Here is a 14,201-nt window from a genome sequence, read left to right as displayed (position 1 = left end):
CTTCTGCAATGACGCTCAAGCTCGCCATCGCGCAACTCAATTTTGTGGTGGGCGACCTCGCCGGCAACGCGAAGAAGATCGTCGATGCCGCACGCGAGGCCTATTCGCAAGGCGCGCGCCTGCTGCTGACACCGGAACTTTCCATTGCCGGTTATGCGGCAGAAGACCTGTTCCTGCGGCCCGCCTTCACTCTAGCTTGCGATGATGCCGTGAAAGGCATTGCTGCCGCTCTGGCCGACCTCAAAGACATGGTCGTGGTGGTGGGGCATCCGACCGGCGGCAGCCTGCGCAGCCGCTCGGTGGCGGTACAGCTTCGGCACAACGCGGCCAGCGTCATCAAGGAAGGCCGCGTCCTCGAGACATACGCCAAGCGCGAACTGCCCAACTACCAGGTGTTCGACGAGCGCCGCTACTTCACGCCGGGGCAAGATACCTGCGTGTTCGAGGCGGGCGGCGTCTCGGTCGGCCTGCTGATCTGCGAGGACGCCTGGTTCGACCAGCCGGCAGAACTCGCCCGCGAAAGCGGAGCCGAGGTGCTTGCCGTGATCAACGCCTCGCCGTACCACGTAGGCAAGGAAGGCGAGCGCGTGGCACGCATGGCCGACCGGGCGCGTGCCGTCGGGCTGCCGCTGGTGTATGCGCACCTGGTGGGCGGGCAGGACGAAGTGGTGTTCGACGGCGCCTCTTTCGCTCTGCAGGCCGACGGTACCGCCGCGATGCAGGCCGAGAGCTTTCGCGAAAAGCTGGTGTTCGCCCAGCTCGAACGTACGCCGCAGGGTGGCGTGGGCTTCGTTGCCGAGGCGGGAGCCATTGCCGCGCCGCGCGACGCCGAGGCGCAACTCTGGGACGCGCTGGTGCTTGGCGTGCGCGACTACGTCGGCAAGAACGGGTTTCCGGGTGCCATCCTGGGGCTTTCGGGCGGCATCGACTCCGCCCTGGTGCTCGCCATCGCGGTCGACGCATTGGGCAAGGACAAGGTGCGCGCGGTCATGATGCCTTCGCCTTACACCGCCGACATCAGCTGGATCGACGCGCGCGACATGGCAGGCCGGCTGGGCGTGCGCTACGACGAAATCTCGATCAGGCACACCTTCGAGTCCTTCAAGGACGCGCTGGCCGAAGAGTTCAGGGGCATGCCCGAGGACACGGCCGAAGAGAACATCCAGGCCCGCATCCGCGGCACGCTGCTGATGGGGCTGTCGAACAAGTTCGGCTCCATCGTGCTGACCACCGGGAACAAGAGCGAAATGGCCACCGGCTATTGCACGCTCTATGGCGACATGGCGGGCGGTTTCGCGGTCATCAAGGACCTGCTGAAGACCACGGTGTTCGCGCTGGCGCGCTGGCGCAATGCCCACGACCCCTACGGCACCGGCGCCGAGCCCATTCCCGAGCGGATCATCACGCGCCCGCCCAGCGCCGAACTGCGGCCCGACCAGACCGATCAGGACAGCCTCCCGCCCTACGACATCCTCGACGGCATCCTGGCACGCTACATGCAGGACGACGAAGGCATCGACGAGATCATCGCCGCCGGCTACGAGCGCGCGGTGGTCGAGCGGGTTGCGCGGCTCATCAGGATCAACGAATACAAGCGGCGCCAGGCGCCCGTAGGCATTCGGGTCACCCATCGAAGCTTCGGCAAGGATTGGCGTTACCCTATCACCAGCAAATTCAACGAAACCGCCGGAGCAAGAAAACCATGAAGCAGATCACCGCCATCGTCAAACCCTTCAAGCTCGAGGACGTGCGCGAGGCCTTGGCCGAAGTGGGCGTTACCGGCCTGACAGTCACCGAGGTCAAGGGCTTCGGCCGCCAGAAGGGGCACACCGAGCTGTACCGCGGCGCCGAGTACGTGGTCGACTTCCTGCCCAAGATGAAGGTCGAGGTGGTCGTCAACGAGGCCGACGTGGAGCGCTGCATCGAGGCCATCGTCAATTCCGCGCGCACCGGGAAGATCGGCGACGGCAAGATCTTCGTGACCGAGGTCGAACGCATCGTGCGCATCCGTACGGGCGAAGAGAACGAAAACGCGGTCTGAAGCAAAAAAAGCCTCCGGTAACGGAGGCTTTTTCAGGGTGGGCTGGCGTCAGAGGTTTTCCGACAGCCTGTCTTCCCGCGGATGGAGCGGCACTTCGGCGCGCAACGCGGCCAGAAGCTCGGTCACCTCGGTGCCTGTGCGGATCAGTTCCATCTGCCACTCGCCCATGAAGCCTTCGCGCACGCTGTGGGCCAGGAAGTCCAGCAGGCCGTCGTAGTAGCCGGCTGTGTTGAGGATGCCGGTCGGCTTGTCGTGATAGCCGAGTTGGCGCCAGGTCCAGATCTCGAAGAGTTCCTCGAAGGTGCCGATGCCGCCCGGGAGGGCGACGAAGGCGTCGGCGCGCTCGCCCATCATGGCCTTGCGTTCGTGCATGGTGTCGACCACATGGAGTTCGTCGCACAGCGAATTGGCCAGTTCCTTGTCGACCAGCGCCTTGGGAATGACGCCGACCACGCGGCCGCCGGCGAGGCGGGTGGCCTCGGCCACCGTGCCCATCAGGCCCGTGCGGCCACCGCCGTAGACCAATTGGCCGCCGTGCTTGCCGATCCACTGGCCGACCGCCTGCGCGGCCTCGGAAAACTCGGGGCGCTCGCCGGGGCGCGAGCCGCAATACACACAGATCGAAAATTCAGGATTCATCCTGCCATCATGCCGCAGCCGGCATGCCTTCTCATGACAGGAAGCGTTGCCACAGCGCGGCGGCCCAGATGCCGCCGCAGAGCACGAGCGACAGCAGCACGGCCGCGCTGCCCATGTCCTTGGCGCGCTTGGACAGGTCGTGCCATTCGGGGCCGATGCGGTCGATGGCGGCCTCGACCGCGGTGTTGAGCAGTTCCACGATCATCACCAGGAGCGCGCTGCCCGCGAGCAGGGCCACTTCGACCCAGCTGCGGCCGAGCCAGAAAGCCGCCGGGATCATCACGATCGACAGGATGGCTTCCTGGCGGAAGGCGGGCTCGCTCCAGCCGGCGCGCAGGCCGTGCAGCGAGATGAGCGTGGCGTGCCAGACGCGCTCGAAGCCCTTGCGGGCCTTTTGCGGATTGACGGCGGGATCGGGAAGATTGGGCAAGGCACTCATCGGCGGCTCATCGGCTTGGAGGTGATGAGCCGCGTACCGGCCCAGGCGTCGTGCCAGAACTGGCGGTCGGGGTGAAAACGTGCGAGCAGGGCCCAGATGGCGACCCAGCCGAAGATCAGGAGGGTCGATTCGCCGCCCGAGAGCTTGAAAGGGGCAAGGGCGGCCAGCGGTGGCAGGAACCAGATCCAGCTCAGCAGGTAACGTGCAAGCGCCCGGCGCTGGCTGATGGGCCGGCCTTGCAAGTCGACGATGCGGATGTTCCAGGTTTTCATGGCGAGGGTCTGGCCCTTGGTCCAGAACCAGACGAAGTACACGCCAAAAACGACGAAGAGGAAAGCCTGGAAAAGATGGCGCCGCGAATCCATGGCGTCGCGCATCTGTCCCAGCGTGCTGAAGAGCCAGCCCGAGACGAACACGACCGCGAACAGCAGCATGCCTTCATAGAGCCAGCAGGCCATCCGGCGCCACAGGCCGGGCACTGTAGAGACGGGAGCGCTGCTTGCTGGTGGGACGGGCGAGGCCGGGTGATCGGATCCCGAGACTTCGGGAGTACTGGAAACCATCGAGGCCCTTATGGTCAGGGAGAAGTGGCAGCCGGTTCAGCCGTGGCCGACGAAGGGGGCGGCACCTGTGCTTCCGCAGGAACTGGCGGCGCCGAGACGCCGGAGGGCTGCGGCGCCGCGGGGGTCACCACGACAGCCGGAGCTGTCGAAGGCGAGCGTTCCGGCGGGGTGGCGACCATGAGTGTGGCGGGCGGCGCCGGAGGAGCGGGCGGCGGCGTCAGCAGGATCCTCGGCGTGTGCTGCACGCCGGGCGTGACCGCAGGCACGGGCACGAGCTTCTGCGAGGAAACAGGACGCACCGGGATGGCGGCACCGCGCGGCTTGGGAGGAGCGCGCTCGGCCAGCTTTCGCTTTTCTTCCTCGCTCAGGGCCTGGTACTGCTCCCATTTGGCCTTGCGCTCGTCAGCCGGAATGCGCTTGACCTCCGCAAAGTTCAGGCGTGCCTGGGTGCGCTGCTGGTTGCTCAGTGCGGCCCACTCGATCATGCGGCTGTGAAGCGTCTTCCTGTCCTCTGCCGACATTTCCGAGTAATTGCGCGACAGCGCCAGCCATTTGCGCTTTTGCCCGATGTTCAGGGTGTTCCAGTGGGGGCCGAGCGGCGCGAGGGCCTGCTGCTGCCCCGAGGTGAGTTCGCTCCAGAGCGGCTTGGTCGTCGACACGGCCTTGGGGCTGCTGACGCCTGCGGTGGCCGCAGCGGTCTCTGCACGGGGCTGTGCGCCGGCAGTCGTCAGCCCAAGGGCGGCAACCGCAAGCGCACTCGCCCAAACGACTGCGCCCGCCTGAAGCGGGCGCAGCGGGCGGGAGGAGTTCGCGCTGGGAGAGGGGCGGCGTCGCATTCGGTCAGTGAAAAGTTCAGTCGGAGGCGCTGTCGGCCTTCAGGAATTGAGCAAAACCGGGGTCGGTATAGGCAGCAGGCGGCAGGTCGCCGGTGAGCAGTGCCGAATCGACTTCGGCGAGTTCGCTGGCGCGGTCGTCGTCCTGCATCACGCTGATGGTGATGAGGCCGGCCACGAGCGCAATGAGCGGCACCACCGAGCCGATGCGGGTCCACCAGCTGCCACCCAGTATTGCCGTGTGGCCCGACTGCACCACCACGGGGGCCGCCCGCAGTTGCGGGGGCAGCTTGCGCGCGGCCACGGCCTGCGCACGAGCCACGCGGAGCCGTTCGCCGATGTCGTGCGGCAGCTCCTTGTTGCCGGCCGAGAGGCGGGCAGCGAGGCGCCGTCCGAACTCGTCTTCGGCGGTGAATGAGGAGGGTGAAACCTTAGTATTCATAGCGATATTCCCTTGGCCTTGAGCGCTTTGCTCAGAGCGTGAACGGCTCGCGAGCAGTGGGTTTTGACGCTGCCTTCGGAACAGCCCATCGCTGCGGCCGTCTCCGCGACGTCCATTTCCTCCCAGTAACGCATCAGGAAAGCCTCGCGTTGACGGCCCGGCAATGCTGCGATCTGTTCCTCGATCTCGTGGAAGACCTGGGCGCGGCGGGTGGTGTCTTCGGCGCTCTCCGATTCCCTAGAGTCGGTCGGCGAGACGAAGTTCTCCAGCAGGTCGAAATCGCCGTCGTCGTCGACCGAGTCGAAGTCGCTGAGGTTCGAGAACAGGGCGCGGCGGGTCTTCTGGCGGCGGAACCAATCGAGGGTGCAGTTCGACAGGATGCGCTGGAACAGCATCGGCAGTTCGTCAGCCGGCTTGTCGCCATAGTGCTGCGCCAGCTTCATCATGCTGTCCTGCACGATATCGAGCGCCGCTTCTTCATCCCGCACGTGGTAGACCGAGCGCTTGAAAGCGCGTCGTTCGACGCTTTTCAGGAAGTCGGAGAGTTCTAGTTCAGTGGCCAAGCGAGAGGGGGCGCAGGTCGCGCCGCGTGGGAAGAGGGGTCTAGCGATCGCGTATGTTTACCGCCGCGGATTATGCCTTTGTCGCTTTACGCAAGAGCTGAAGCGAATCTGAACGCCCGGAAATGTCATAATCCGCGCTGCAAGTCAAAAGGCAAACGGGTCACGGTCCGGCGGAACATCAGTCCGCTCATGGCTTTGGCCTCAAGTCCTGGCGCGGCCTCACAAGGGTTGGCAAGGGGCACCCAAGGTATTTCGTTCCCGAAATAAACAAAGGTTGATCATGGAAATCTCCAAGGCGGAAATCCTCTCCGCTGCCGCTGCGTCGTCGAACGCCGGCAACGCCACGCAAGAACTCATGGGCGCTGAAGTGCTGGTCAAGGCACTGCAGGCCGAAGGCGTGCAATACGTCTGGGGTTACCCCGGCGGCGCCGTTCTCTACATCTACGACGCGTTCTACAAGCAGGACACCATCCAGCACGTGCTGGTGCGTCACGAGCAGGCAGCCGTGCACGCGGCCGACGGCTATGCGCGCGCGACCGGCGAAGTCGGCGTGGCGCTGGTCACTTCCGGCCCGGGCCTGACCAACGCGGTCACCGGTATCGCCACGGCGTACATGGACTCGATCCCGATGGTGATCATTTCGGGCCAGGTGCCGACCGCGGCCATCGGCCTCGACGCCTTCCAGGAATGCGACACGGTCGGCATCACCCGCCCCATCGTCAAGCACAACTTCCTCGTCAAGGATCCCAAGGATCTGGCCATGACGATGAAGAAGGCCTTCCACATCGCGCGCAGCGGCCGTCCGGGCCCGGTGGTGGTGGACGTGCCGAAGGACGTTTCCTTCAAGAAGGTTCCCTACGCAGGTTATCCCGACAAGGTCGAGATGCGTTCGTACAACCCGGTGCGCAAGGGCCACGGCGGACAGATCCGCAAGGCGCTGCAACTGTTGCTGGCCGCCAAGCGCCCATACATCTACACGGGCGGCGGCGTGCTGCTGGGCAACGCCACCAACGAGCTGCGCACCCTGGTCGACATGCTCGGCTACCCGGTCACGAACACGCTGATGGGCCTGGGCGCCTATCCGGCGAGCGACCGCAAGTTCCTCGGCATGCTGGGCATGCACGGCACCATCGAAGCCAACAACGCGATGCAGAACTGCGACGTGCTGCTGGCGGTGGGTGCGCGTTTCGACGACCGCGTCATCGGCAATCCCAAGCACTTCGCGCAGAACGAACGCAAGATCATCCACGTCGACATCGACCCGTCGAGCATCTCCAAGCGCGTGAAGGTCGACATCCCGATCGTCGGCGACGTGAAGGACGTGCTCACCGAACTGATCTCGATGATCCGCGAGAGCACCGCCAAGCCCGACGCCGGTGCGCTGGCCGGCTGGTGGAAGACCATCGAGGCCTGGCGCTCGCGCGACTGCCTCAAGTACGACCGCGGCAACAAGGACGTGATCAAGCCGCAGTACGTGGTCGAGACCCTCTGGAACATGACCAAGGACGCCGACGCGTACATCACGTCGGACGTGGGCCAGCACCAGATGTGGGCCGCCCAGTACTACCGCTTCGACGAGCCGCGCCGCTGGATCAACTCCGGCGGCCTGGGCACCATGGGCGTGGGCATTCCCTATGCCATGGGCATCAAGCTCGCCAAGCCCGATTCGGAAGTGTTCACCATCACCGGCGAAGGCTCGGTGCAGATGTGCATCCAGGAACTATCCACCTGCCTGCAATACAACACGCCGATCAAGATCTGCTCGCTCAACAACCGCTACCTGGGCATGGTGCGGCAGTGGCAGGAGATCGAATACTCCGGCCGCTACAGCCACAGCTACATGGATGCACTGCCCAACTTCGTGAAGCTCGCCGAGGCCTACGGCCACGTCGGCATGCTGATCGAGCGTCCACAAGACGTGGAGCCCGCGCTGCGCGAAGCACGCAAGCTCAAGGACCGCACGGTGTTCATGGACTTCCGCACCGATCCCACTGAAAACGTGTTCCCGATGGTGAAGGCCGGAATGGGCATCACCGAAATGCTGCTGGGTTCCGAAGATCTCTGATCCGCGGAACATTCGCTCAACTCCTTACTGACGAATCTATTGCCCGCCGAGCCCGCGCATTACCGTGCACGGGGGAGGGCGGCGAAAAGAGGAGTCACGCAAACATGAAACACATCATTGCAGTGCTGTTGGAAAACGAGCCGGGTGCTCTTTCCCGCGTGGTGGGCCTGTTCTCGGCCCGTGGCTACAACATCGAATCGCTGACAGTCGCGCCGACCGAGGACTCGAGCCTCTCGCGCATGACCATCGTCACGACCGGCTCCGACGACGTGATCGAGCAGATCACCAAGCACCTGAACCGCCTGATCGAAGTGGTGAAGGTCGTCGACCTGACCGAGGGCGCCTACACCGAGCGCGAGCTCATGATGGTGAAGGTGCGCGCGGTCGGCAAGGAGCGCGAGGAAATGATGCGCATGGCGGAAATCTTCCGCGGCCGCATCATCGACGTGACCGACAAGAGCTACACCATCGAACTCACCGGCGACCACGGCAAGAACGACGCTTTCCTCGAAGCGATCGAGCGTAGCGCTATCCTCGAAACTGTCCGCACCGGTGCCAGCGGCATCGGGCGCGGTGAGCGCATCCTGCGCGTGTAGGGGGTGCAGATCCCCTCAGTTTCATCGTTTCATCGACACATGAGGAGAACGTGATGCAAGACTTGCTGGGATTCGACAAGATGGTGACGCCCATCATCATCCGGATACTGTATTTCCTTGGATTGCTGGCTGTGCTCGCAATGACCGCCACGGCGCTGTTCCAGGGACGAATCCTGGTCGCCATCGGGGTCCTGGTTTTCGGCGCGATCATCGTTCGCGTCTACAGCGAATTGCTGATCCTGCTGTTCCGCATTCACGACAACCTCGTGTCCATCAATCAGCAAATGAAGGCCCGGAATACTTCCGGCCCACTGTGAGTGAATGCGTCCCCGCTGTTGGGGATGCTCGAGATTAAATAGGAAAGACGCATATGAAGGTTTATTACGACAAGGACGCGGACCTCAGCCTCATCAAGGGCAAGACGGTCGCCATCATCGGTTACGGCTCGCAAGGCCATGCGCACGCGCAGAACCTGAACGACAGCGGCGTCAAGGTCGTGGTCGGCCTGCGCAAGGGCGGCGCCTCGTGGCCCAAGGTCGAAAAGGCCGGCCTGAAGGTCGCTGAAGTCGCCGACGCCGTGAAGGCCGCCGACGTCGTCATGATCCTGCTGCCCGACGAGCAGATCGCGAACGTCTACAAGAACGACGTGGCTCCGAACATCAAGGAAGGCGCTTCGCTGGTCTTCGCGCACGGCTTCAACGTGCACTATGGCTTCGTGCAGCCGCGCGCCGACCTCGACGTGTGGATGGTCGCTCCCAAGGCCCCGGGCCATACCGTGCGCAGCACGTACACCCAAGGCGGCGGCGTGCCCCACCTCGTGGCCGTGCACCAGGACAAGACCGGCAAGGCACGTGACCTCGCGCTGAGCTACGCCACCGCCAACGGCGGCGGCAAGGCCGGCATCATCGAGACCAACTTCCGCGAAGAAACCGAGACCGACCTGTTCGGCGAACAAGCGGTTCTGTGCGGCGGTACGGTCGAGCTGATCAAGGCCGGTTTCGAAACGCTGGTGGAAGCCGGCTACGCGCCCGAAATGGCGTACTTCGAATGCCTGCACGAGCTGAAGCTGATCGTCGACCTGATCTATGAAGGCGGCATCGCCAACATGAACTACTCGATCTCGAACAACGCCGAATACGGCGAGTACGTCACCGGCCCGCGCGTCGTGACCGAAGAGACCAAGAAGGTCATGAAGCAAGTGCTGAAGGACATCCAGACCGGCGAGTACGCCAAGAGCTTCGTGCTGGAAAACGCCGCCGGCGCTCCCACGCTGATCAGCCGCCGCCGCCTGAACGCAGAGCACCAGATCGAAGTCGTCGGCGAAAAGCTGCGCGCGATGATGCCCTGGATCAAGAAGAACAAGCTGGTCGACCAGACCCGCAACTGATCTTCCGGCTGAAGGGCGCTTCGGCGCCTTTTCCCGAGGGCCACCCGTCGCGGTGGCCCTTCTGTTTGAAGGGGGTCGAAGAGGTCCCCTGAACTACACTGCGAGCCATGCGATTCACAGATCAAGATGCTATCGATTGGATAGCTGTACGTGGCGTGCCCATGAGGGACGGAGGCAATTTCAATGCATGACGATACGGTTCCCGACGACGTGCAACCGCGCAAACGCCGCAAGGGCATCTACATCCTGCCGAACCTGTTCACGCTGGCGGCGCTGTTCGGCGGGTTCTATTCGGTGGTGATGGCCATGAACGCGCGCTTCGACCTCGCGGCGCTGGGCGTGTTCGCCGCGATGGTGCTCGACAGCCTCGACGGCCGCGTGGCCCGCATGACCAACACGCAGAGCGCGTTCGGCGAGCAGATGGATTCGCTGTCCGACATGGTGTCGTTCGGTGCCGCGCCCGCGCTCATCGCTTACGAATGGTCGCTCAAGGGCCTGGGGCGCTGGGGCTGGATCGCCGCGTTCGTGTATTGCGCCTGCGCGGCCTTGCGGCTGGCGCGCTTCAACGTGAACACCGGTGTGGTCGACAAGCGTTGGTTTCAGGGACTTCCGTCGCCGGCGGCCGCGGCACTGGTGGCCGGCTTCATCTGGCTGGTGAACGAATGGGGCAAGCGCGGCGGCGACGTGCTGTACCTTTCGTGGACTCAGATCACCTGGGTCACGTTCGCATTCACGCTGTATGCGGGTCTCACGATGGTCACGAACGCGCCGTTCTACAGCTTCAAGGACATCCAGATGAAGAAGAGCGTGCCCTTCGTGGTGATCGTGCTCATCGCGCTGGGCATTGCGGTCATCAACATCAACCCGCCGACGGTGCTCTTCGGCCTGTTCGTCGCCTACGGCCTGAGCGGCTATGTCGTGTATGCCTGGCGCAAGGCCAAGGGCCAGCCGGCAAGCGTGATCAGTACCTCCACCGAAGAGCCCGACGAGCGCGGACTGCATAACTGAGGCCAGGGCAGGCCTTTCCAGGCCTGCTCATGCTGTGCTACATTCGCAACCCTCATGACCAAGATTTCGCTGCTGGCCCTACTAACCCTCCCTCACGGGCGGAGACGGTAGCGCACGCGCAAATCCCTCACCACGGCCCGTTAGCACCAGCAACGGGCCGTTTGTTTTTTGGGGTTGCTGGTCGATTACCAACCATCACAGAGAAATCGACATGCTCAAGCAACCTCAAAGCAAATACCGCGCATTCGCCCCGATCGGCCTCAAGGACCGTACCTGGCCCGATGCCGTGCTGACCAAGGCGCCCATCTGGCTGTCGACCGACCTGCGTGATGGCAACCAGGCGCTGGTCGAGCCGATGGACATCGCGCGCAAGATGCGCATGTTCGAAACCCTCGTGGCCATCGGCTTCAAGGAAATCGAAGTCGGTTTTCCCTCGGCATCGCAGATCGAATTCGACTTCGTGCGCAAGCTCATCGAGGAAGACCGCATTCCCGAAGACGTGACCATCCAGGTGCTGACGCAGGCACGCGACCACCTCATTGCACGCACCTTCGAGTCGCTGCAAGGCGCGCCGCGCGCCATCGTGCATCTCTACAACGCCGTGGCACCGGTGATGCGCCGCGTGGTCCTCGGCATGAACGAAGACCAGATCGTCGAGCTCGCGACCACGCACGCGCGCATGTTCAACGAGTTCGCAGCGAAGCAGCCAAACACCCGGTGGACCTTCCAGTATTCGCCCGAAATGTTCTCGGGCACCGACGTGGCGTTTTCCAAGCGCGTGGTCGATGCGGTAACGGAAGTGTGGGCACCGACGCCGCAGCGCAAGTGCATCGTCAACCTGCCGACGACGGTCGAGCATTCCACGCCGAACATCTTCGCGGACATGATCGAGTGGATGCACCGCAACCTCGCGCGGCGCGATTCCATCGTGCTTTGCGTGCATCCGCACAATGACCGCGGCACCGGCACCGCGGCCGGCGAGCTGGCCCTCATGGCCGGCGCCGAGCGAATCGAAGGCTGTCTCTTCGGCAACGGCGAGCGCACCGGCAACCTCGACCTCGTGAACGTCGCGCTCAACCTGTACACCCAGGGCGTTTCGCCGGAACTCGATTTCTCGAACATCGACGAGATCCGCGCCACGGTGGAGCACTGCAACCAGATTTCCGTGCATCCGCGCCACCCTTACGTGGGCGACCTCGTCTACACCTCGTTCTCCGGCTCGCACCAGGACGCGATCAAGAAGGCTTTCGCGGCGCGCAAGGAAGGCGACATCTGGGACATGCCTTACCTCCCCATCGATCCGAAGGACGTGGGCCGCAGCTACGAAGCCGTGATCCGCGTGAACAGCCAGTCCGGCAAGGGTGGCATGGCCTATCTGCTCGAGAGCGAGTACGGCATTGAAATGCCGCGCCGCCTGCAGATGGAATTCATGCAGGTCGTGCAGCGCGTGATGGACGTGGCCGGCAAGGAACTCACTGCAGCCGACCTCTGGGACCTGTTCGTGCGCGAATACGGCATCGAGACGGCGCAATCGCTCCAGCACCGTGTGATCGAGGAAGAAGGCGAGGGCGCCAGCGCTTCCGTGGTCCTGCGCGGCGATCTGCCGTGGAATGGCGAAACGCATGCCATCGAAGGCCGTGGCAACGGACCCATCGACGCCTTCACCCAGGCGCTGAGCAAGGCCACGGGGCACACGGTGCGCGTGATGGACTACCACCAGCACGCGATCGGCGCCGGAGCCGATGCGAAGTCCGTGGCCTACCTGGAACTGCGCGTGGATGAAAGCCAGACGCTGTTCGGCGTGGGCATCGACGCCAACGTGATCTCGGCGTCGCTGAAAGCGATTGTTTCGGGTGTCCAGCGTTCGCGGGCCCGGGGCGCGCACAGCGCACAATCGGTGGTTGAAATCGCCTGACGTCGCCGCGCGGATCCGCGCAGTGCTCGGCAGGTGGCAGCGAACCAAGGAGAACCACGATGACCGAGCAACTCATAATTTTCGACACCACCTTGCGCGACGGCGAGCAATCGCCGGGCGCCTCGATGACGCGCGACGAGAAGATGCGCATTGCCAAGCTGCTGGAGCGGCTGAAGGTCGACGTCATCGAGGCCGGCTTTCCGGCCAGTTCGAACGGCGATTTCGAGGCCGTCAAGGCGATTGCCAACACGATCAAGGACTCGACGGTGTGCGGCCTGTCGCGCGCCAATGACCGCGACATCGCACGCGCCGCCGAGGCCCTCAAGGGCGCGGCCCGCGGGCGCATCCACACCTTCATCGCGACCTCGCCGCTTCACATGGAAAAGAAGCTGCGCATGACTCCCGACGAGGTGCACGAACAGGCCCGACTGGCGGTGCGCTTCGCGCGCAACCAGATCGGCGACGTCGAATTCAGCCCCGAAGACGGTTACCGCAGCGATCCGGACTTTCTCTGCCGCGTGCTGGAGACCGTCATTGCCGAAGGCGCCACCACCATCAACGTGCCCGACACCGTCGGCTACGCCATTCCAGAGCTCTACGGCAACTTCATCAAGATGCTGCGCGAGCGCATTCCCAACAGCGACAAGGCCATCTGGTCGGTGCATTGCCACAACGACCTGGGCATGGCCGTGGCCAACTCGCTGGCCGGCGTGAAGATCGGCGGCGCGCGCCAGGTGGAATGCACCATCAACGGGCTGGGCGAGCGCGCGGGCAACTGCTCGCTCGAGGAAGTGGTCATGGCGGTCAAGACCCGCAAGGACTATTTCGGGCTCGACCTGCGCATCGACACCCAGCACATCGTGGCCGCGAGCCGCATGGTGAGCCAGACCACCGGCTTCGTGGTGCAGCCGAACAAGGCGGTGGTGGGCGCCAATGCCTTCGCGCATGCCTCGGGCATTCACCAGGACGGCGTGCTCAAGGCCCGCGACACCTACGAAATCATGCGCGCCGAAGACGTGGGCTGGACGGCCAACAAGATCGTGCTGGGCAAGCTCAGCGGCCGCAATGCCTTCAAGCAGCGCCTGCAGGAACTGGGCGTGGCCATGGAGAGCGAAGGCGAGATCAACGCCGCTTTCCTGCGCTTCAAGGAACTGGCCGATCGCAAATCCGAAATTTTCGACGAAGACATCCTCGCGCTCGTCAGCGCGGAGGAGGTGTCGAACGTTGGTGAGCGGTTTGCGTTCGTTTCTCTCTCCCAGCACAGCGAAACCGGAGAGCGCCCCCAGGCCAAGGTCGTCTTCACCGTCCAAGGCAAGGAAGTTACTGGCGAATCCGACGGCAATGGCCCGGTTGATGCTTCTCTGAAGGCGATCGAGTCGCACGTCAAGAGTGGCGCAGAGATGGTTCTTTACTCTGTAAACGCCATCAGCGGCTCGACGGAAAGCCAAGGAGAAGTTACAGTCCGGTTACAAAACGCAGGGCGGGTGGTCAATGGTGTGGGGGCAGACCCCGACATCGTGGTCGCTTCGGCAAAGGCTTATTTGAGTGCGCTCAACAAGTTACAGAGCCAAGCTGAGAGAGTTGCGGCACAAGGTTAGGTGTTTCAGGCGATCCTTGGTATTCGATTGAAGAAGAGGATGCAAGTAACTGATATTGCGTGCCTTTTTTGATTTCGATACACTGCGGTCCTCGTTTGTCGCCGCTGGAGAT

Annotated in this window: 15 protein-coding genes; 9 read left to right on the top strand and 6 right to left on the bottom strand. The window is 63.7% G+C overall.

Annotated elements, in window-relative coordinates:
* Positions 1-8: 8 nt before the first annotated feature.
* Entirely contained in the window at positions 9-1,706 is a 1,698-nt protein-coding gene (locus AC1RVW_RS07870) for an NAD+ synthase (protein ID WP_493199126.1), read from the top strand.
* Positions 1,703-2,041, top strand: a complete 339-nt coding sequence (locus tag AC1RVW_RS07865) for a P-II family nitrogen regulator (RefSeq protein WP_106934316.1) — start codon at positions 1,703-1,705, stop codon at positions 2,039-2,041. The genes AC1RVW_RS07870 and AC1RVW_RS07865 overlap by 4 nt, the downstream gene beginning before the upstream one ends.
* 48 nt (positions 2,042-2,089) lie before the next feature.
* Here AC1RVW_RS07865 and AC1RVW_RS07860 read toward each other — a convergent pair whose 3' ends face one another.
* The 6 genes from AC1RVW_RS07860 to AC1RVW_RS07835 all read right to left on the bottom strand — a co-directional run bounded on the left by AC1RVW_RS07860 (position 2,090) and on the right by AC1RVW_RS07835 (position 5,520).
* Positions 2,090-2,680 carry an LOG family protein gene (locus AC1RVW_RS07860; protein ID WP_493199124.1) on the bottom strand — a complete coding sequence of 197 codons (591 nt, stop codon included), beginning with the start codon at positions 2,678-2,680 and terminating at the stop codon, positions 2,090-2,092.
* Between the two features lie 31 nt (positions 2,681-2,711).
* The gene (locus tag AC1RVW_RS07855) at positions 2,712-3,119 is read right to left on the bottom strand and encodes a diacylglycerol kinase (RefSeq protein WP_081266304.1); all 408 of its coding nucleotides are present in this window, start codon (positions 3,117-3,119) and stop codon (positions 2,712-2,714) included.
* A complete protein-coding gene (locus AC1RVW_RS07850) occupies positions 3,116-3,682 on the bottom strand; it encodes an RDD family protein (RefSeq protein ID WP_081266305.1) in 567 nt (188 codons plus the stop codon). Before AC1RVW_RS07850 ends, AC1RVW_RS07855 begins: the two co-directional genes overlap by 4 nt.
* A gap of 14 nt (positions 3,683-3,696) precedes the next feature.
* Positions 3,697-4,341 carry a DUF3106 domain-containing protein gene (locus AC1RVW_RS07845; protein ID WP_234382533.1) on the bottom strand — a complete coding sequence of 215 codons (645 nt, stop codon included), beginning with the start codon at positions 4,339-4,341 and terminating at the stop codon, positions 3,697-3,699.
* A 193-nt stretch (positions 4,342-4,534) separates the two neighbouring features.
* A complete protein-coding gene (locus AC1RVW_RS07840) occupies positions 4,535-4,957 on the bottom strand; it encodes a DUF3619 family protein (protein WP_493199121.1) in 423 nt (140 codons plus the stop codon).
* Positions 4,954-5,520, bottom strand: coding sequence for an RNA polymerase sigma factor (locus AC1RVW_RS07835; RefSeq protein ID WP_081266308.1), 567 nt, complete (start codon positions 5,518-5,520; stop codon positions 4,954-4,956). Before AC1RVW_RS07835 ends, AC1RVW_RS07840 begins: the two co-directional genes overlap by 4 nt.
* Before the next feature lie 280 nt (positions 5,521-5,800).
* On the opposite strand from AC1RVW_RS07835, the gene AC1RVW_RS07830 reads away from it, so the two are divergent.
* The 7 genes from AC1RVW_RS07830 to AC1RVW_RS07800 all read left to right on the top strand — a co-directional run bounded on the left by AC1RVW_RS07830 (position 5,801) and on the right by AC1RVW_RS07800 (position 14,089).
* Positions 5,801-7,585: an acetolactate synthase 3 catalytic subunit gene (locus AC1RVW_RS07830; RefSeq protein ID WP_081266309.1), complete on the top strand. Its 1,785-nt coding sequence runs from the start codon at positions 5,801-5,803 to the stop codon at positions 7,583-7,585.
* 104 nt (positions 7,586-7,689) lie between these two features.
* Positions 7,690-8,181 (top strand): acetolactate synthase small subunit, encoded by a 492-nt coding sequence (gene ilvN / locus AC1RVW_RS07825; protein ID WP_081266310.1) that lies wholly within the window; start codon positions 7,690-7,692, stop codon positions 8,179-8,181.
* A 53-nt stretch (positions 8,182-8,234) separates the two neighbouring features.
* The gene (locus tag AC1RVW_RS07820; protein ID WP_081266311.1) at positions 8,235-8,498 is read left to right on the top strand and encodes a DUF4282 domain-containing protein; all 264 of its coding nucleotides are present in this window, start codon (positions 8,235-8,237) and stop codon (positions 8,496-8,498) included.
* Between the two features lie 53 nt (positions 8,499-8,551).
* Entirely contained in the window at positions 8,552-9,568 is a 1,017-nt protein-coding gene (ilvC, locus tag AC1RVW_RS07815; RefSeq protein WP_081266312.1) for a ketol-acid reductoisomerase, read from the top strand.
* A gap of 183 nt (positions 9,569-9,751) precedes the next feature.
* On the top strand, positions 9,752-10,576 hold the full coding sequence (pssA, locus tag AC1RVW_RS07810; protein ID WP_081266313.1) for a CDP-diacylglycerol--serine O-phosphatidyltransferase: 825 nt from the start codon (positions 9,752-9,754) through the stop codon (positions 10,574-10,576).
* 211 nt (positions 10,577-10,787) lie between these two features.
* On the top strand, positions 10,788-12,491 hold the full coding sequence (leuA, locus tag AC1RVW_RS07805) for a 2-isopropylmalate synthase (RefSeq protein ID WP_493199117.1): 1,704 nt from the start codon (positions 10,788-10,790) through the stop codon (positions 12,489-12,491).
* A 59-nt stretch (positions 12,492-12,550) separates the two neighbouring features.
* Complete coding sequence (locus tag AC1RVW_RS07800) at positions 12,551-14,089, top strand: 2-isopropylmalate synthase (protein WP_493199115.1); 1,539 nt, start codon at positions 12,551-12,553, stop codon at positions 14,087-14,089.
* The last annotated feature ends 112 nt before the right edge of the window (positions 14,090-14,201 follow it).

The sequence above is a fragment of the Variovorax sp. MPBD4-3 genome (genome assembly GCF_058809745.1).
This window is presented reverse-complemented; position numbering and strand designations above follow the sequence as displayed.

Excerpts from the sequence above, each read along its gene's own strand:
- AC1RVW_RS07870 (WP_493199126.1), top strand. The coding sequence starts at position 9 with ATGACGCTCAAGCTCGCCATCGCGCAACTCAATTTTGTGGTGGGCGAC.
- AC1RVW_RS07865 (WP_106934316.1), top strand. The coding sequence starts at position 1,703 with ATGAAGCAGATCACCGCCATCGTCAAACCCTTCAAGCTCGAGGACGTG.
- AC1RVW_RS07860 (WP_493199124.1), bottom strand. The coding sequence starts at position 2,680 with ATGAATCCTGAATTTTCGATCTGTGTGTATTGCGGCTCGCGCCCCGGC.
- AC1RVW_RS07855 (WP_081266304.1), bottom strand. The coding sequence starts at position 3,119 with ATGAGTGCCTTGCCCAATCTTCCCGATCCCGCCGTCAATCCGCAAAAG.
- AC1RVW_RS07850 (WP_081266305.1), bottom strand. The coding sequence starts at position 3,682 with ATGGTTTCCAGTACTCCCGAAGTCTCGGGATCCGATCACCCGGCCTCG.
- AC1RVW_RS07840 (WP_493199121.1), bottom strand. The coding sequence starts at position 4,957 with ATGAATACTAAGGTTTCACCCTCCTCATTCACCGCCGAAGACGAGTTC.
- AC1RVW_RS07830 (WP_081266309.1), top strand. The coding sequence starts at position 5,801 with ATGGAAATCTCCAAGGCGGAAATCCTCTCCGCTGCCGCTGCGTCGTCG.
- ilvN (WP_081266310.1), top strand. The coding sequence starts at position 7,690 with ATGAAACACATCATTGCAGTGCTGTTGGAAAACGAGCCGGGTGCTCTT.
- AC1RVW_RS07820 (WP_081266311.1), top strand. The coding sequence starts at position 8,235 with ATGCAAGACTTGCTGGGATTCGACAAGATGGTGACGCCCATCATCATC.
- ilvC (WP_081266312.1), top strand. The coding sequence starts at position 8,552 with ATGAAGGTTTATTACGACAAGGACGCGGACCTCAGCCTCATCAAGGGC.
- pssA (WP_081266313.1), top strand. The coding sequence starts at position 9,752 with ATGCATGACGATACGGTTCCCGACGACGTGCAACCGCGCAAACGCCGC.
- leuA (WP_493199117.1), top strand. The coding sequence starts at position 10,788 with ATGCTCAAGCAACCTCAAAGCAAATACCGCGCATTCGCCCCGATCGGC.
- AC1RVW_RS07800 (WP_493199115.1), top strand. The coding sequence starts at position 12,551 with ATGACCGAGCAACTCATAATTTTCGACACCACCTTGCGCGACGGCGAG.